18 protein-coding genes are annotated in these 18277 nt (G+C 41.5%); 8 read left to right on the forward strand and 10 right to left on the reverse strand.

Going from position 1 to position 18277, the window contains the following annotated elements; all coding sequences use genetic code 11:
• The first annotated feature begins 8 nt into the window (after positions 1–8).
• Both Q0R88_RS13110 and glf read left to right on the forward strand, forming a co-directional pair.
• Entirely contained in the window at positions 9–1298 is a 1290-nt protein-coding gene (locus tag Q0R88_RS13110; RefSeq protein WP_295716737.1) for an HlyD family efflux transporter periplasmic adaptor subunit, read from the forward strand.
• Between the two features lie 28 nt (positions 1299–1326).
• Positions 1327–2463 carry a UDP-galactopyranose mutase gene (gene glf, locus Q0R88_RS13115; RefSeq protein WP_295716739.1) on the forward strand — a complete coding sequence of 379 codons (1137 nt, stop codon included), beginning with the start codon at positions 1327–1329 and terminating at the stop codon, positions 2461–2463.
• A gap of 296 nt (positions 2464–2759) precedes the next feature.
• On the opposite strand, the gene Q0R88_RS13120 is transcribed toward glf, so the two are convergent.
• Positions 2760–4097 carry an IS5 family transposase gene (locus tag Q0R88_RS13120; RefSeq protein WP_295716741.1) on the reverse strand — a complete coding sequence of 446 codons (1338 nt, stop codon included), beginning with the start codon at positions 4095–4097 and terminating at the stop codon, positions 2760–2762.
• 277 nt (positions 4098–4374) lie between these two features.
• Between Q0R88_RS13120 and Q0R88_RS13125 the strand changes: the two genes are divergently transcribed.
• Both Q0R88_RS13125 and Q0R88_RS13130 read left to right on the forward strand, forming a co-directional pair.
• Positions 4375–4887, forward strand: a complete 513-nt coding sequence (locus Q0R88_RS13125) for a transposase (RefSeq protein ID WP_295716743.1) — start codon at positions 4375–4377, stop codon at positions 4885–4887.
• Positions 4888–5005: 118 nt separating this feature from the next.
• On the forward strand, positions 5006–5383 hold the full coding sequence (locus Q0R88_RS13130; protein ID WP_295716786.1) for an IS110 family transposase: 378 nt from the start codon (positions 5006–5008) through the stop codon (positions 5381–5383).
• A gap of 272 nt (positions 5384–5655) precedes the next feature.
• On the opposite strand, the gene Q0R88_RS13135 is transcribed toward Q0R88_RS13130, so the two are convergent.
• The 9 genes from Q0R88_RS13135 to Q0R88_RS13175 all read right to left on the reverse strand — a co-directional run bounded on the left by Q0R88_RS13135 (position 5656) and on the right by Q0R88_RS13175 (position 14154).
• The gene (locus Q0R88_RS13135) at positions 5656–6258 is read right to left on the reverse strand and encodes a hypothetical protein (protein ID WP_295716745.1); all 603 of its coding nucleotides are present in this window, start codon (positions 6256–6258) and stop codon (positions 5656–5658) included.
• A 38-nt stretch (positions 6259–6296) separates the two neighbouring features.
• Positions 6297–7277: a relaxase/mobilization nuclease domain-containing protein gene (locus Q0R88_RS13140; protein ID WP_295716748.1), complete on the reverse strand. Its 981-nt coding sequence runs from the start codon at positions 7275–7277 to the stop codon at positions 6297–6299.
• Positions 7267–7644 (reverse strand): plasmid mobilization relaxosome protein MobC, encoded by a 378-nt coding sequence (mobC, locus tag Q0R88_RS13145; protein WP_295716750.1) that lies wholly within the window; start codon positions 7642–7644, stop codon positions 7267–7269. Before mobC ends, Q0R88_RS13140 begins: the two co-directional genes overlap by 11 nt.
• Before the next feature lie 205 nt (positions 7645–7849).
• Positions 7850–8767, reverse strand: coding sequence for a toprim domain-containing protein (locus Q0R88_RS13150; RefSeq protein WP_295716751.1), 918 nt, complete (start codon positions 8765–8767; stop codon positions 7850–7852).
• A gap of 253 nt (positions 8768–9020) precedes the next feature.
• A complete protein-coding gene (locus Q0R88_RS13155) occupies positions 9021–10247 on the reverse strand; it encodes a primase-helicase family protein (RefSeq protein WP_295716752.1) in 1227 nt (408 codons plus the stop codon).
• Between the two features lie 8 nt (positions 10248–10255).
• Positions 10256–10543, reverse strand: coding sequence for a helix-turn-helix domain-containing protein (locus Q0R88_RS13160; RefSeq protein WP_295716753.1), 288 nt, complete (start codon positions 10541–10543; stop codon positions 10256–10258).
• A 71-nt stretch (positions 10544–10614) separates the two neighbouring features.
• On the reverse strand, positions 10615–11769 hold the full coding sequence (locus tag Q0R88_RS13165; RefSeq protein ID WP_295716754.1) for a hypothetical protein: 1155 nt from the start codon (positions 11767–11769) through the stop codon (positions 10615–10617).
• A gap of 65 nt (positions 11770–11834) precedes the next feature.
• The gene (locus Q0R88_RS13170) at positions 11835–12860 is read right to left on the reverse strand and encodes a PDDEXK nuclease domain-containing protein (RefSeq protein ID WP_295716756.1); all 1026 of its coding nucleotides are present in this window, start codon (positions 12858–12860) and stop codon (positions 11835–11837) included.
• 55 nt (positions 12861–12915) lie between these two features.
• The gene (locus Q0R88_RS13175; protein WP_295716758.1) at positions 12916–14154 is read right to left on the reverse strand and encodes a site-specific integrase; all 1239 of its coding nucleotides are present in this window, start codon (positions 14152–14154) and stop codon (positions 12916–12918) included.
• Positions 14155–14660: 506 nt separating this feature from the next.
• Here Q0R88_RS13175 and Q0R88_RS13180 point away from each other — a divergent pair.
• The 4 genes from Q0R88_RS13180 to Q0R88_RS13195 all read left to right on the forward strand — a co-directional run bounded on the left by Q0R88_RS13180 (position 14661) and on the right by Q0R88_RS13195 (position 18275).
• Positions 14661–15029, forward strand: a complete 369-nt coding sequence (locus Q0R88_RS13180) for a hypothetical protein (RefSeq protein WP_295716759.1) — start codon at positions 14661–14663, stop codon at positions 15027–15029.
• A gap of 42 nt (positions 15030–15071) precedes the next feature.
• The gene (locus Q0R88_RS13185) at positions 15072–15905 is read left to right on the forward strand and encodes a sulfite exporter TauE/SafE family protein (RefSeq protein WP_295716761.1); all 834 of its coding nucleotides are present in this window, start codon (positions 15072–15074) and stop codon (positions 15903–15905) included.
• A gap of 21 nt (positions 15906–15926) precedes the next feature.
• Positions 15927–16328: a DUF1634 domain-containing protein gene (locus Q0R88_RS13190; protein ID WP_295716763.1), complete on the forward strand. Its 402-nt coding sequence runs from the start codon at positions 15927–15929 to the stop codon at positions 16326–16328.
• 525 nt (positions 16329–16853) lie between these two features.
• On the forward strand, positions 16854–18275 hold the full coding sequence (locus tag Q0R88_RS13195; RefSeq protein ID WP_295716765.1) for a TolC family protein: 1422 nt from the start codon (positions 16854–16856) through the stop codon (positions 18273–18275).
• Positions 18276–18277 lie beyond the last annotated feature (2 nt).

Consider the following 18277-nt stretch of genomic DNA (forward strand, 5'->3'; position numbering starts at 1 on the left):
TTCAATTTATGCCACTTCATGCCCCGCCGGCAATCGCCGGTCATACCGAAGAAATTCATGATATCGTTACCTCGCCGCCATCCTGGCTGTTAAAGTGGGGGATTACCTTATTCTTCATGATATTTTGCTGTATTATTCTGATGGCCTCGCTGATCCGTTTTCCTGATCTGGTCAGGGCGCAGCTCACCGTTTATTCGCTGGATGGTCCTAAACCTGTGGTTGCTAAAATTTCGGGCCGGCTGACAAAAATCCTGGTATCTGATAACACCGTTGTTGAGCAGGGACAACCAATTGCTTACCTGGAAAGTACGGCCGCACACGCAGATGTGGTTACTTTACTTGGCAAGCTGGAGGAGCTTCAGCAACACTTACAACCGGGGTCACTTGATGCGATGAAATGGATCAATTCACCTGCGTCCCTTCAGCTTGGAGAACTGCAGTCTGCCTATGCGAATTTTTACCAGTCCTATTTGCTTTACCGTGCGTCGGCAACAGAAGGGCTTAATCTCAAAAAAAAGAAGTTTCTTACGGTAGATCTACAGGCTATTGAAGCCCAGCGAAAAGAACTTATAATTCAAAAATCATTACAGGACAAAGATTACCAATTATCTGGCGATGAGTTTAAGATGCATGAAAAGCTCTACCTGCAAAAGGTCGAAACAGCTGCGGAACTCGGCAGGGAAAAAAGTAAGGTTATTTCCAAAGCTTATCCGGTAACACAAACTGAAATCGCTTTGCTGGTCAACTCACGGGCTTACCAGGACAGAAAAAAAGACCTGCTTGAGCTGGAAAATACAGTTCACGACCAGGAGCTCAATTTCATTCAGTCGCTCAACAGTATCATTAGTGCCGCGCTGGAGTGGAAAGCTAAATACGTGCTTTACGCTCCACAACCCGGAAAAATCGTTTCTTCCGGGGTTGTCCAGGAAAATCAGTTTGTGAACAGTGGGCAGGTACTGTTCTACGTCAAATCCGGGAAAAGCCCTTTTTTTGGAGAAATAACTATTCCCCAGTACAACATGGGCAAAATCAAAGTCGGGCAAGATGTTCTGGTCAAATTAAAAAGTTATCCTTTTGAAGAATATGGGGCTTTGAATGGCCAAATCACTATGATTGCCGATATACCCACCAAAGACAGTGTTTTTGTGGCAAGGGTGAAATTTATGGATAGCATGAACCCGGAAGAAAACCACTTAATCATGCTGAAAAATGGGATGGCCGCAAACGCGGAAATTATTACCAATGAGGCTTCATTAACTCACCGGTTATTCAGATCGCTGACGAGGATGGTTCGTTAATATTAAACAAGTAAATAAATGATGATCAATGACAGTTAGGAAAAAGTTTGATTATTTGATAGTCGGTTCGGGGTTATTCGGGGCCGTATTTGCTTACGAAGCTAGGAAAGCTGGCAAACACTGTCTTGTTATTGACAAGCGAAAACAGGCAGGAGGAAATGTATATTGTAAAAAAGTGGAAGGGATAAATGTCCACGCATACGGCGCGCATATTTTCCACACCAACAACAAGCCTGTCTGGGATTATGTGAATCAGTTTGCTGAGTTTAATAATTACATCAACGCGCCGCTGGCAAATTGTAATGGCGAATTGTATAACCTTCCATTTAATATGAATACTTTTTACCAGCTTTGGAAGACGCATACCCCAGAGCAGGCTCTGAAAAAAATTGCCGAACAGGTGGCCGGTTTGAATATTAAAAATCCGGCCAACTTTGAGGAGCAGGCATTGTTGTCATTGGGGCCGGAGATATACGAAAAACTTATTAAACACTACACGGAAAAACAATGGGGCAGAAAGGCGACCGATTTGCCGCTGTTTATTATCAAGAGACTTCCGCTGAGGTTTACGTTCAATAATAACTATTTTGACGACAAATACCAAGGCGTACCTGTAGGTGGTTATAATTGTATTATTGAGGGATTGCTAAAGGAAACCGAAGTTAGATTAAACGTCGATTTTATGACAAACAGAGGCGAATTATCTTCGATGGCTGAAAAAGTTGTTTTCACTGGTAAAATTGATGCTTTTTTTGAATACCGTTTCGGCGAGCTCGAATACCGGGGATTGCGTTTCGAAGAAGAAGTATTGAATACGAACAACTATCAGGGCAATGCAGTTATCAATTATTGTGACGCCTCTGTTCCTTTTACCCGAATTATCGAACACAAACATTTTGAGTTTGGCCAGCAAAGCAAAACGGTTATTACCAGAGAATACCCCATTAGTATAGCAAAAGATGGTGAACCTTTTTATCCTGTGAACGACGAAGTAAATTCTACCCGCTACAAATTGTATAAGACTGCTGCATTAGCGACAACCAATGTGATTTTCGGAGGAAGGTTAGCTGAATATAAATATTATGATATGCACCAGGTAATTGCCTCGGCTATTGCTAAAGCTAACCAAGAATTATTCAGGGAGCCGGAATTTCATATTCTCTGAACTTTTTCTATTTATGCTACCGGCAAGCTCTATTTTTATTCAAAATATTATTTGGATTAGTCTTATGTGTTTTTTTGCACATACCTACCACATTACCGCTTAAACAACCTTTAGTTTAGCGGGTATGAAATCATTAATAAAAAAAGAATTATTGTTATTGTGGGGTGTGGGAATGTGGTAAACTCGTCAGAGTTTTCCATATTTCCACACCCTTTTCTTTTTGCTTCTTTTTCTTTTATTACAATGATTTTTGTTAATAAGTTAACATTGGCAGAGGCACATTAATTAGTCGTCCCTCAAAAAGTCGTTTTTAAATTTTGAGGCAAAATGATTCTGAGAACAAACGAATATAAGATTTCGATGAGTTTCGGACTGCCATTTTCCCCTGTACGCCAGAGGTTCATGACTCGTTTAAAGTTCATGGCCGCAGCAGCCATGATCACATTCATCAGGTCACCTAATATCCCTTTGAGGAAATTACGGCATAAACGGTAATCTGCTTTTAAATGCCCGATGACGGGTTCAATCGCCGCTCTTTTACTATGCTTTTTGCGCTTGCTTCTGCTAATGTTTTTATCAGGCTTTGGCACATGTATCTGCGAGGTCTTGTATTGTTGTAGGCCTTTGTAGCCCCTGTCCACAAATACCTGAGCGGCCTGTTTTCCCGTAAGCCGTTCGTATTGTTCGAGCGCCTCGGGAATGGTTTTGGAGTCGTGCAGCGTTTCCGTAAAGTTAATAGCCCCCATAATGATGGCGGTACTTTGATCCACCAGGATAGATGCTTTACTCCCGAATTCAAACTTTTTGTGTTCTTTTCCCTTTGCATAACATTTGACATCAAGTTCATGAAGACTGTAGACTTTGTCCTTATCATCCCGCTTTTGGGAAAGTACCCGCTGATACAGTTTTAGGTTCGGCAGATAAATACCCAAGCGATCCAATGGCAGCTTGCGCGCCAGTTCCCTTACCAACCTGCCGGCAATGATCTTTATTTTTTTATTTGCTTTGCGGGCATCCCTAGCCCCGGTCTTTGTGTTTTTGAAACGCTGCTGATAGCCCAACTTTTTAACTACACGGCGGTAGGACTGCCGGAGATCGATCCCTTCTTCGTCGGCAAGCTTCCAGCATTTCTTTATGATCTTCTTGTACAGTTTGTCATCTGTAGGATAAGTGATGTTCTTCTCTTGTACCGTCGTATCCACGCTCACCACTGTGCCCGCCCCGTTATCTGGCGGTTCATTCACCCGGATGCTTTCTTTCAGGATCAGCTCAACGCCTGCTTCTCCGATCCGCTGCCGGAAAGCGACCAGTTCTGTTGGAACACACGGAATTGCAGGCCTGAAATGGTGTTCCCCACTGAAATATTGGTAGTAAATGTTTTCCGACCATTGTTCTATGAGGTTTTCATCGCTTAGGTTGCGTACATATTTGAGTATTAGCAGGGCTACCATCAGCCGGATAGGTTTGGATGGCTTACCCATTGTTTCACTGTAGTAGATCTTAAATGCGTTCTCAAAAACTGACCAGTCTATTTTATGTGACAACTGGTACAACGGGTGCTTTTGGTTAAGTTGGTCTGCCAGGCCCGTAAACAGGCCAAGCTGCGGGATATACTTTTTAGATGGCGTTAGCATCCTCTAATTTGCAAGATTTTTATCCCCTTTTCAAATACCTTGCAAACTAATATCCCTCATTTTTATTCAAATCCTTCTTTAAACTATCTTAATGCCCCCTTTTTGCCTTTTTGAGGGACAACTATTTAAACAACAAGGTTTGAAAGCCTAACTCCGGATTAAATCCTCTGCCGGTTGTTTAAACAAGCATCAAATAGAAATTAGAGTTGTCAGGCTCATTAATAAGGTATTGATTGTGTTTAAACAGGTTGACTATCAATTTATCAAAATATTAGTTATGGAATTCACTTATTTCATTGGTGCAGACGTATCAAAAAACGAATTGGACTTTTCAGTGATGCAAGGTAAAAGGTTCTTGTTCCACAAAGAAGTATCTAACAGCCCTACAGCGATAAAGGCCTTTATTAAGGAACTAACTAAGTTGCCTGATTTTGATCCCAAACAGGCCGTTTTCTGTATGGAGCATACCGGCATTTACACGAATTTTTTGTTGACAATACTGCATGAAAAAAAGATTGCAATTTGCCTAGAGGCCGCTACTCAAATAAAAAATTCGTTGGGTAATCTAAGAGGTAAAAGCGATAAGGTAGACTCTTTAAGAATTGCCGAATATGCATACAAAAACAGAAGCGAGCTTCGTTTATGGCAACCAAAACGAGAAATTTTGCAACAGTTAGCTTATCATTCAGCCATTCGATCACGATTGATCCAGGTTCAGAAAACTATAAAAACTCCATTAAAAGAAACCGGATTATTTTTAAGCAAGGCACAACAAAAAGCGCATAATTAAGCTATGCAATAAAACAGTAACAGGTCTTCAGTCAGATTTAAAAACTGTAGAAAAAGAGATTGATGAAATAATCAAAAATGACCCTGAATTAAAGCGCTTATTTACTTTGGTTACATCCGTGATTGGAGTTGGTAAAATTACAGCAACAATGATACTGATAACCACCAATGAATTCAAAGCTATAAGAGATCCTAAAAAGTTTGCATGTTACGCCGGAGTAGTACCCTTTGTTAATGAATCGGGTCTATTTAAAGGAAAAGGGCGAGTATCGCATATCGCGAATAAAAAACTCAAGATGCTTCTACACCTTGGAGCTTTAAATGCAATCAATAGCAATCAACAAATGAAAGCATATTATGAAAGAAAAGTTAACCAAGAACAAAAGAATAAAATGAGCACAATAAACGCTGTTCGAAATAAGCTGATCCTGGCTGTCTTTGCATGTGTAAATCAGAATCGGATGTATGAAAAAAATTATTCTAGAATAGTTGCATAGCTCATAGAAATCCGAAGCTAAAACAGGAAATTGTCAAGGGCCGCGGCGATAGGCGCGGTTCATTATACCCTTGACTATTTCCCTGTGTCGCTAACTTTGTGCCTGCGGTGTTGTGGTTTTTTTTAGGTTCGGCTGGAAGACAGGCGTGTATAAGGAACGAATACTTGCCTGTGCGCGTAGGCAAGGCTGGCTGCGCAATGGAACCCGGCGCGTAGCGCGTGGTGCAATGCAGCAACCTGCCGTCCCTGCCCGGCCGGTCTATCACAAACACATCACTTATTTGCCTTTACCTTTTCCAGCTTACGCTTAGCCCTCTCTTGCTCTTTTTCGGCCTGCGCGGCTACCGCTTCTGCAGCAATGATCGCCTGCTGTTTGGCCATTGCTTTTTCAGCCTTTTCAATAAAGCCCTTGGGATCATCCACCAACTTTGTGTTGATAGTCTTAGCTACGTCAGGATAAAGCGCCCTAACCAGCCAGAAATTATAGGCTTCACGATTCAGGCGATCATTTTGATGATAGAAATATAACGCCGTGCCGACTGATCCGGCAGTTATGATAAAACAAACCACTAGGCCAATGATCAAATTCTTTGACCAGGCACCTAAGTGGTGACTGTTTTTCACGGGAATGACTTTCGGCACTGTCGCTACAACATCTTTTAATTCATCGATCTGCTGTTGAATCTTTTGATCGTTGTATCGTTTGTTAGCCGTTTCAATCCGTGACGCGATCGTTTCCAGTGTGCCCCGGTATTGTTCCAGAAAGCTTTTTAGGAACTCGGCCATACTGGTTTCCATCACGCTGATCCTACTGGCAAAACCCTGGATCAATTCTTCCATAATATTTACTTTCTCTTCTAATTCTTCGCTTTGCATAACAAATCGTTTTAAGGTTAATCCTAAATTTTATTTAATTACCTGCTTATGCCCTGTGATTGGGAATGTTCCGCTTCATGCTTCTTCCGTTTTATACGTGCAATATCTGCGTCACCCATTGGGTCAGGTGGCCCGGCTACAAATTGTGGTTCCAGCAATACTTCTAATATGCCTTTACCTGCGCTGGGATTTTTGCTGTATTCCGCCTGAACGCTCTTCCGGATTGATTCACGCAACTGGTTAGCTACAAATGGTTGGTTTGCTTCCCTTGCCGCATGATACTGCTGCACCTGCTTGTTCCGGTTTAAAGTCGCGTCTATTCTGGCAAAGCTCAAACTCCGATCAACATTGGAACCTTTCATTTTGATATTGTCTTTTTCAAAGGATATGCCCTGTACTTCATTGGTGCCGCTGCGGAATTTATAAGCAATGGTAATTCCCTTGCTCGAAAGCTGAGCTTCCAACTGTTTCCAAGTGGTGGCTGTTTTTATACTTGCTTTTATAGCATCATACAATTCGTACCGTATCTTCTCCTTACCTTTTAACGCCTCGCGATTAACCAGATCTTTACCGTCGCCCAAATGATAGCCATACTTCAGGGTGATCTCCTTACAGGCCTTGACATTCTTCGCGAAGTTGTTTTTGTCGCTAATCGTTTTGCCGTTATTATCCACCCGGTTGTAGATCAAGTGGAGGTGCGGATGGGCGCGGTCGCTGTGACGAACGATCACATATTGTGTATCACGGATACCCACTTTTTCCATATACTCTTTCGCCCGCTCCACCATAATTTCATCGCTTAATTTGAGCAAGTCTTCTTTGCTCCAGCTGAGTACCAGGTGTCCCACTGCTTTGCCCAGTTCGGGCCGCATTTTACGCCCGAGGTTAAAGTCCTGAATGATAGCGTTAGCATTCTGCATACGCACGCCTTCGGCGGACAATATCTTAGCCCCTGGTTTATTCACCACATAGCGAACACATCCGCCAAAGCTTCTCCCGGTGATCGGCTTACCCATCATGGTTGCTAAGTTTTGTAATTAATTCTTCTACCTGTTTTAGTATTGTCTGGCATTTCATAGCAAGTGTAAACAAGCCTGCCACATGTGCCAGGTGGGTAAGCTGGTTGAGGTTGTTCGCTACCCCAGCCAGCATCCTGAACCAGCCTGTTTGTTCTGGGGTAAAGCGCGGAAAAACCTTGGCGCTTTTAGCAGATCTGCGGAACCACTCACTGGGTTTTAGTCCGGCATTTTTTGCTCTACCCTCGATCAAAATCCTTTCTGTTGGGGTTAGGCGTACCATTAAAAAGTCACTCCGTTTTATCGTCTTTTTTGGCCTGCCGGGTGTCCGCAATTTTGTTCTTGTTTTATTTTCAGTACTTGCTGTCATGTGTTCATATCGTTTTTTGATGCTTTAAAAATCGACCAACGGGAGCGAGTTCCGAATCACCCCGGCGGGGTGGAATCGGGTTTTTGTGTAGCAAAAACATTAACTCGCTCCTTACTATTCGTAAAATGGACCGGTGGTATATACAGTTATCTAACTATATGCCGGATAGCGAAAATCGATATCCGTGAGCCCGTGGAGAATTGGCTTAGCGCCCAATTCCCCGGCTCCTTTCTTCCGGCACCTTGTGCCGGATCTGCGGTTGCAAAGGTGTCTGCCCCTGAGTAGTCAGATAGTCATTAATATCGTTAAAGCCTTTGTAAAAACCGGATGCATCGGTGACGCTTATACCAGATGTCTGAAACTTTTCCACGGCTGCAATACCGGCTTTGTCATGATTTAACATCAGGAAAACATCCTGGTAGTTTTCCAAAATAGGCACCGCCTTTTCGGCTAGGGCAACGGAATTCAGGATGATAAAATCTGACTGAGATTGACCGCCTTTTAGTTGCAGAAGCGAAAGGAAATCTATAAAACCTTCCAGCACAATCGCGGCTTTATGTCCGCCGTCAATGATGGTAATATCCTTGGGAGACGATGCGCCTTTGAACCAGTTATTCCTTAGCTCGTAGCCTCCTGAACGATTGGCGAAACCAATGGCGAAATAAGGCTTGCCACCGACGGTAAAATAGATCTCTTTGCAATAGGCAGTGGCAATGGCCGGATCAACTCCGCGCGTTTTCAGGTAGGCAATCAAAGCCGGATGTTCAAGCGCTTTCACGCCGGTTATGACCACCGGGTTCTCCGGCTGGAGATTTACGTTTTGTGGTTTTTGCTGGTGAAAAGAAAAATCATGATTGCCAACGTTTAAACGTTCCAGGAATTCCTCTACGGAACAATGATGTATCCGTATGCCCAGGTCAATTAAATTGCCACCAGTACCTTCGCCAAAATCCATCCAGGCATTTAGCCTGGTATTTACTTTGAATGAAGCAGTCTGTTCTTCCCGCAGTGGTGATAAGTACCAGTAATTATGAGCTTTGATCCTTTGCGGCTGAATGCCGCATTGCTCCAGGTAATCTACAATAGAAAGTTCTTTTGCTGTTTTACAGTTATATCGTGTCATGTTGTAAAATCTAAAGGTTTGTATTTGAATGATGCAGGTGCCAAACCATACGGTAGGGCTACCCTTGCTTTTATGATGAATGATGAGCAATACACGTAACTATTTATAAATAAATTATTTATATCCTCATCAGTGCCTCATCATGGTTGTCAGCTTTGATGAGTTTGCTCATCGTGCTCATCATTGCTCATCGTACCTCATCAAACCATGATGAATATGCAATGCGCTGAAAAGCAGTTTGATAAATACGATTTTAGCCCGACTCATCAAACTTTTGCCGAAGCCATTCTTCCGTAACGGTATAATATCTCCCCGTTTTAGCTACCGATACCAATTCGTTGAGAGTATTATAACAGTAGGTTGAATAGCTTAAACTGTTCGGCACCGGGACAAGGCCCCATTCCTGCTGCATCAGCTGCGACACATCCTGCCTTGTCAGACGAGGCATGCTCTTTTTAAGCAAGTCCAGGATATCCTTATTGGCGAAGCACATTTTTTGCATTGGGTCGTGTTCCTGGATTTCTTTAAACAGTAATAACAGTTCCGTTTCCAGCCGGTTGCGGTTATTGCTCATCACGCGCAATAAAGCATCTGTACGGATTTGCTGCTCGGAAAACCACATCCGGGTATTGCCAACCGGAACTGATAAAGGCCGCTCTAACAAATGGAACAGGAAAGCAGGAATCTCCCCGGTCATTTGTTCCAATAGCCGAACATTTTCCTTCTCGAACACAGGTACTTTTCTTACCCAATACCGGGTTTCCGTCGGTTCAATAACAATAAAATTGTATTCGTTATTGGAACAAAGGATGAACTTACCAAAGAATTCGGTTTCGCGCTTATCCTTACTTTTGGCTTCTACCTTGGAAACTTTGGCAGTACTCAGGTTCTTGATCTTTTCGGAATCTTCCTTTTTGTCCAGTAACACTTCCTCAACCGCGATGATCAACGTATTCATCCAGTCGGAATTAAACTGTGAACGAAAATCATGGTTCCCGTTGAAGGTCATGTTATTGCCGAAGATGACTTTCAGCAGGTCCAGGAACGTTGTCTTTCCGGTCTTACGCTCTTTGGATACCAGGCAAAGGATCGGCAGCTTAATCACCGGCCTCGTATAAAGCAGGGCTATGTAATCCAGTCCTAATTCGTACTGCTCGCCAAATATGTGCTGCATAAAGCCCAGTATGTTATTACAGTTACCCGGTTCTGGTTTAAATTCTAAAGGATGATACCTGTTAAAATAGTTGCCGATTGTTTCGCGGTAATCGGTATGACTGGGGACACAGCAATACGCGTCGTACTTGCGAATCTTTTTGATCGCATCCGCACTCAGATCCATTTTGAGGGTTTCAGATGACCAAAGCAGCCAGCCGTCCGTATAGCCCCCTGTAACCATGGGTTGCCGCGTCCGTTTATAATACGAGGTCTGTACACGGATGTAACTGCCCGGTTGGTTTAAAGGAAAGAATTGATCTGCCATAGCCTTGCTTATTGTGCAACGGCCTGCTGGCCGCTGCCAATCCATGCCAATAGTTTTTTACGGGAGAAAAGCAGCTTGCCTTCCACTTTACAGAAAGGAATCTTTTTTCTTTTCACCAGCCCGTAAAGTGAAGTGACCTCGTACTTGATCAAGACGGCAGCTTCCTTGGTGTCCAGTAAAGTATCGTCCTCGTTGTCCGGGCGGGGCGGCTTTAAGTGTACCGCATTTCTGACAGATGACTCAATCAGCTCCTGGAGCTCTTGCGTCGATAGGGTAGTAACAAATGTTGCGTTCATAAATTAAAAAATTTGATGAACACAAAAGACTATGAAAATAACCCAACGTTAGTGAACGAAGTTGAACGTAGTTAGGATTTGAGTATATAAGTAGGTACTTTCTTTAAGACTTTGTAGGCTTTTTTAGCATAGCTCCCGCCACTTTTATGCACGAGGTTGATGGCAGTATCTTTCTTTTTGGTCATGTTGCGCTGGATATCACCAACCGAGTCGTAGGTTTCAAATGGAGAGAAGTTAGTTTTTAGCAATTCGCAGTATTTTAGCTGTGGTACTTTTAAATAGGTTGTATTCAATTTATAGGTAGCATGCATTAACAGGCATAACAAATTTTGGTAGCCCGGTGCCATTTGACAATAATGCAGGCTATCAATCGCCGGCCAAAATTGTTCCTGCTCATCCAGTTTAAAAAGCCTTCCCAGCAATTCTTTGATCTCAATTTCGCTGCTGAAAACCTTTGGTACCTGCATCAGTTGACAAAGTTGAACGTCTAATAAGGTGCACCATAGCTGAAATATATCATTGGCTGGGTATTGTAAAGAAATATGATTGTTAAAATCAACAGCTTGGGTCTTCGGCAGTGCAGGTTTGGGCGGATATTCTATCGGTACTTCAGTTACCGGCTCCGGATTTGCTTCCGGCTTAGGCATTTTAATAACAGGATAAACGTTTACTACGGTCGGCAGCGGTGCTGTTTCCTTTAAGTCTTTTAGATTACTGTAGTCCTGAAATCCTTTTACCAGTGAGGCCTGAATGTATCCTAAGGCATAAATAACCTCGGGAATGGCAAAGCCTTCAAAATATAGGTTCGTGTGGCAGTAAGTAATAAAATCCCGGAGTAATTGCTTTTTTTGCTCCAGCATTAGCAATAAAAAGGTTTGGCCAATCTCGTTGTAGAACTGCGCGGTACCAGCGGAGTAGCCGTCATAAAAGTGTTCTGCTAATTCATTGGTATATGTTTCATCAATTGGCGTTATATTATTTATCAGTATTTTATTGTCGGCCCACACTATATTTTTGAAAACTTTAAGCAGATTGGGCTCGCTTACATAAAATGACCGCCCATCATTAAGTTCTATACGCTCGAACGAAAAACTCCGGTTAAAATTAAATTCAAAATCATCAGGTTCGAATAATCCGTCTGTTGATTCCAGGAAAGGGTATTTGCTGTGGTTATCAGTATCGATACCAGTAACGGGATTGAATGATTTTAGGTTTAAGAAATACATAGGTAGCTTAAAATTCGTTAACGGCAAAACCCTGTAAATAGTTTTAAGCAGTTTTTGTAGCGTCTTTAGTTGTTATTAATCTTATTATCTTGATTCGAAAAATTTAATTTCAGTTTTTCCCGCTCAATTTCGGCAATTAGTTCCGCTTCAGTGGGTAGATAAGGCATGTATTTGGTCGCAAATAATCTTGGATTATCGTTAATAACGGAATACTTAACCACAGTCTCGCTTTTCTCTGTGCAAAGTATGATCCCAATCGTAGGATTGTCGCCTTCCGGTTTTTTGAGGTCGTCAAATAATCTTCTGTACATATCCATCTGACCAATATGCTGATGCGAAAGTTTTCCAGCTTTCAGGTCGATTAACACGAAACATTTTAGCAGATAATTGTAAAATACTAAATCGATATAAAAATGATCGGTTTCTGTACTGATTCGATATTGTCTTCCTATAAAAGAAAAACCTTTACCAAGTTCCAATAAAAACTGTTGGAGATTTTCAATTAAGGCAGTTTCAATTGCGGATTCTTTAACATCAATTGGCTGTTGGATATTCAGAAACTCAAAAATATACGGATCTTTTATAAAATCCTCGGGCTGTTGTTGCTCATTCGCTAAGTTTAATTTAAGTTCATTAGATATTTTACCTGAAGATAGTATTCGATGATAATAAAAAGTCTCAATATTGCGTTCAAGCGTTCTGACACTCCAATTTTGTTCAGCAGCTTCTGTTAAATAATAATTTCGTGCTTCTATATTTTCAACCCGCATAATTAATCGGTTATGGCTCCAGGTCAATTTTCTACACAGTGTGTAGAATTTGTCATGCTCCGAATAAGTCAGATAAAACTGTCTGAAGTTATACAAATTTGAGTAAGAGAATCCTTTGCCAAATGTGCCTGTCAGGCTTTTGGAAAGTTCTTTTAATATATTTTCGCCATAAGCGGCGCGATTTTCACCATGTTGTTCTTGATCAACAATTCGCTTTCCGATCATCCAATAGGCTTCCACCATTGCTGTGTTAACTGTGGTGTAAGCTTTCTGTCTTGCTTGTAATAGTATAGTTTTAATTTCTTCTATATAATCGGTCATTGCTCAAAGTTATTGAAATATTTAAAGTAGCCGCAAGGTCGTTTAAGCTAATGGGTTATAGGGCAGCATTTATTAGAGCGTCCAATACCGGATCTCCGATATCGTCTAAATAAATGTCTGTTGTTTTCAAGCTATCGTGACCTAAGGATTGGCTAATTACCTCCTTAGATATGCCATTAGTTCTCAATATAGTAGCATAAGAGTGACGAGCTACGTAGGTAGTGACTGTTTTCTCTATTCCAACAGACTTGGCAAGCTCCTTAATGTCTCCATTGACTCTTTTTAGTATTTTTTTCTTCCTATCTCTTATCGACGCCGGTGTAGCATGTCGCTTGTAAAGTATAGGGAATATATAGCCTGCATCACTATTGCCATCCATGTTTTGGTAATGGCTAATAATATCGAGTGCTAATCCATGAAGTTTAAAGCGGAATTCTTCACCAGTTTTTGCGCGGGTATAATTTAACTCACCGTCTACAATATTTTCCCACTTCAAACTGGCTAAATCTGTGAAATTTAATCCCCTGCAATAAAAACTAAACATGAAATAATTACGAGAGTTCAGTATTGCATCATCTTTGGGATCAATTTTTATTTCAAGTATTTTATCAATTTGTGCTTTACTTATAGCCCGTTTTTTTGTTCGGGGAGCATTATATTTTGAAAAGGCAAAGTCTTTAAAAGGGTAATGTTTTTCAGGACAAAGTTTGTCTTTAATTGCTGTCTTCCACAATGTTCGAAAAGTGCGGAAATATACACTCCTTGTAGTAATCGCACAACTTCGTTCAATTAAATGAACTTCAAATTTTCGCAAAAAGTCTAATTGAATATTAATGAAAGCATAGTCTTTTTCATTAGTGAACCGCTTAATACAATTCAGAGTTGATTGATAAGTCTCCGCATAACCTAACCGGTCTTGACTTTTTAAACGTTTAATCTCGTCCTCAAAGAATGAAAAAAGTGACTTAGTTTTAATTTCTCTGTCCGTACTAGTAAGCTTTAAAACGATTTGCTTTATATCATCAAAATTAACGACACTTTCTTCCTCCCCAGCATTAAGTAAATACAGATCAGTTTTAGAATTAATATTTTTAAGTAGGGGATTAATTGTTTTGTTATCTGGATGGGTTTTTCTAACAGATTGGCCCTGTTCATCCCAATGGTCAACTGAACTTGTCTTTTTAGTAGTAACAAATTGACTTTGACGATTGATGGTTATTCTTAACATAATAGGATGTTCGCCATTGCTTAAGATTTTGCTTGTTCGGAGTATTAATTTAGTGGAAACAGACATAATTTTCTACTTGCATATTTAGGTACAACATAGGTACAACAATTATTATCTATTTTTACTGAGAATAACTTAATAAAAATTAACTAATATATTGATAAACATAAAGTTAGATATAAATTTTCAAACTGCAAAATACTAAATAATGTCCGAAATCAGGCATGGCATGCAAGAGGTCATCGGTTCGACTCCGATATTCTCCACATTGATAACAAGGCTTTACGAATTTCGTGAGGCCTTTTTTTATTCCAGGTAGCCCGTAATGTGCTTTGAAAATCCCATTTAGCGGCGGCGTCACTCAAAAACCAAAGGTATCTTGCTTATAAATACGACGATCCCCGGTTGTCAATAATATTCCTATTTCGCGTTGTAAACATTTGCCAAAGCTGGTCCTGCCAGGGTTCAACGATAGTTTTTGCCTGTTCACCGAATATCCTGCGAAGCTATATCAGGTGCCGCATAATTTTATGCCAACAAACACAATTGCTAAACAATAAATGTAAAATATCATGAAAACATTAGAATTAGCGCCCGCACCAGAAATTGCTAAAAAACGGAAATCGGTTCAGTTTAGAACTACGGAACAAACGTCAATTGCTGCTCCTTTAACAAAAGAAAATGATGTTGCACCAGTCAAAACAAAAAGTGAATGGTTTTTAAAGGATAGCAGAGAAAACCTGACAAACACCGAGGCTATTATCCGGGGTGCATTTATTATAACCATGCCAATGTTATCTGCTATTGACTGGGATTATGGAACTCATACCATGTTCTTTATCGCGCCGGTTATATTTTACCTTGAAGTAACTGCCTTTACCATGTACTGCCCCATTAAAGCACTATTCAGCAATTACATTCATCCATCGCATTTCGAATAAATCTAACAACTTGTTTGCATCTCTTTTAAACAATAATAAATCATGACCATATTAACATTCACATTAATTTTATTGGCAGGTGCCTACCTGGCCGGGCTGGTTGGTTCGCTGACCGGACTTGGCGGCGGGGTAGTTATTATTCCCTTGTTAACCCTCGTGTTTCATGTGGATATCCGCTACGCTATAGGTGCAGCTTTACTGGCCTCCATTGCTACTTCTTCGGGAGCAGCCAGCGCCTACGTAAAGGAGGGGATCACTAACATTCGTTTAGGTATGTTTTTAGAGATTGCCACCACGATTGGGGCTGTAATTGGTGCATTCATTGCCGTGTATATGCCTACAAATGCCATTGCCGTTATTTTCGGTATTGTGCTGATCTTCTCGGCAGCGATGTCCTTAAGAAAAAAGAACCAGCTGGCATTGCCGGTGGGCAGTAAGTTTTCTCACCTGCTTAAGCTTAACGGGAGCTATCCCACCAAAGATGGTGATGTAACTTATGAGCTGAACAATGTGGGCGGCGGATTTTCGATTATGGCTGCGGCTGGCGTTTTATCCGGCCTGCTGGGGATAGGCTCTGGCGCATTAAAGGTATTGGCAATGGATACGGTTATGCACGTCCCTTTCAAGGTGAGCACCACCACCAGTAATTTTATGATTGGGGTTACAGCTGCTGCAAGTGCGGTTATTTACCTGCAGCGGGGTTATATGGACCCAGGTATTGCTTTCCCGGTGATGCTGGGGGTATTAGGCGGGGCGTTTACCGGCTCCAAGCTGCTTAGTCGCATGGATCCCAAGGTGTTAAGATTGATCTTTTGTGTTGCCATCACCTTCGTTGCCCTGGAAATGATTTATAACGGTTATCAACATAGATTTTAAAAACGTATTAAAATATTTAACATGAAAAAGGTATTATCAAAAAGCTATTGGGCCGATCAGGACGTTGAAAAGATGATAGGTGAATTATTAAGATACGGTGTCATCATTTCGAGTATTATTGTATTTATCGGTGGTCTTGGCTACCTGTATCATCATAGTGAATCCGGCCTGCCGCAATACCATGTATTTGGTGGAGAAAGCGTTAAATACACCACTTTTGGAGGGATTTTCAAAAGCGTATTGAGCTTAAATACCAAAGGCATCATTCAGTTAGGAGTGATTGCTTTAATAGCGACCCCCATTTTGCGCATCGCCTTCTCACTTGTCGCATTTTTTGTCGAAAAAGATAAGCTGTATATCGTAATTACCTTTATTGTTTTGAGTGTGATGCTGCTGAGCCTGTTTGGCGGTTTAAAAGCCTAAACAGCGCAATTTATTTAAATGAATAGTAAATAAAATTAAAGTGAAAAAGAAACTGCATAACGTATTAAAGCTGTTGCTTGTCTTCCTGATTTTTACAGGATTACAGGGGAGGGTTATTATACGCTATGCACAGTGTCTGAATAAAAACCTCAAAAGCGAAATCAGCTCTACTAAAGGAATCCAAGTTAGGGCTGCCATTATTCATTGTAAGTTACAATGTTATACGCAGAAATTCCAGCCAATTGCCGTTCCCCCGGCGGTAGCTCTTCTTTCTTTTGTCCTGATCTTTATTGTTATTATCAGGGTTTATGTTCCATTCCGGGAACATCTTGTATTGGTTAATCCTGTCCCTTTACTTCCGCTCCGGGCCCCACCGGTGTCTCTGTTTTAGTTTAAGCAATCGCTGGTATTGACCGCGTCTGCTATCGTGTTTTCTATCTCCTGCCGGGTTTTTCCGGATAACACATAAGACTTATAGGTGAGCCATTGATGGCTCATAACACAGACATTTTAATATTTTTTATTATGAAAGCGAATAAAAAGCTGCTCCTGCTCAGCCTTTTGGCGGCCTTTTGCCTCAATTTGGTAGCCCGGTCGGCCAGGGCACAGGACACCAGCGGTATCTTAACCATGAAAGATGCGCTTAATATTGCCATAAATCAGCAACAATTATTAAAGGCTAAAGATAATTATGCCAAAGCATCTGCCGAAGGCATAACCGCTGCAAAGCGTGACGGTTTACCCGATTTTATTTTATCTGCACAGCAGGCTTACGGAACGGTTAACGGCTTAAGCGGTTTACCCTCTGGCCTCAACGGATTAATTTCCACCACATCGGGACCTGTTTCCGCAACCCAGAACTGGAATTCTGCTTTTGCTTCCCTTTATTCTTCAGAAGTTAACTGGAACATTTTTTCCTTTGGTCTTCAAAAGGCACATGTTGCAGAAGCCCGCGGAATTTATGACCGCGACGCTGCCGATCTGGAACAGGAAAAGTTTCAACAGCAGGTTAAAGCCGCGGGAGCCTACCTTAACCTGCTTGCGGCACAGCGGCTGCATTATTCAATGGATGTTAATCTTTCACGTGTTCAACAGCTAAGGAATGTTATCCTGCTTAGAACTGTAAATGGTTTAAACGCTGGCGTTGACAGCTCAATAGCCAATGCCGAGCTTGCCAAAGCAAAAATAGCCGTAACCGATGCCGTTAGCTATGAACAAAAACAAGCCGCTAACCTGGCCATGCAATTGGGGATAAGCCGACAGGATTTTACTTTAGATAGTGTATATATCAATCAGCTGCCCGCCCGCTTACCACAACGTCCGCTTGATGACATCGCCAATCATCCCGAACTGCTTTTTTTAGCGGCAAGAGTAAAAAGCAGCGACCTTGCAGCCTCTTATCTTTCTAAAACAAGTTTGCCAAAAGTATCTTTATTTGGCGCTTTACAGGGCAGGGGATCTGGCTTCGGCACGGGTTATAATCCTGCCGAACCTGGGAGTTACAGTCAAAATTATTTTAACGGCGTTGAGCCTATAAGAGGGAATTACCTTATAGGGGTAGGTGTTACCTGGAACCTGAGCAATTTGGGCAGAGTATCTTCAAGAGTAAAAAGTCAGCACTTTCAATCAAACGGGCTGCTTAACGAATATCACTACCAGGAAAACAACCTCACCAATCAATTGGAAGAAGGGAATAAGCAATTGATCAATGCCTTACAAAAATATCATGAAGCTCCTATTCAGCTTAAGGCAGCCAGCGATGCTTATGAACAGAAAAAAACACTCTACAGCAACGGACTGGCAACTATAGTAGATGTTACCCAAACACTTTACGATTTAAACAGGGCAGAAACCGATAAAGATATTGCAAGCAACGCCGTTTGGCAGTCGCTGCTCTACATCTCAGGCTCATCGGGCGATTTAAATCTATTCACCAACCAATTTTAAAG

The sequence above is a fragment of the Mucilaginibacter sp. genome (assembly GCF_025362475.1).
GTDB lineage: Bacteria > Bacteroidota > Bacteroidia > Sphingobacteriales > Sphingobacteriaceae > Mucilaginibacter.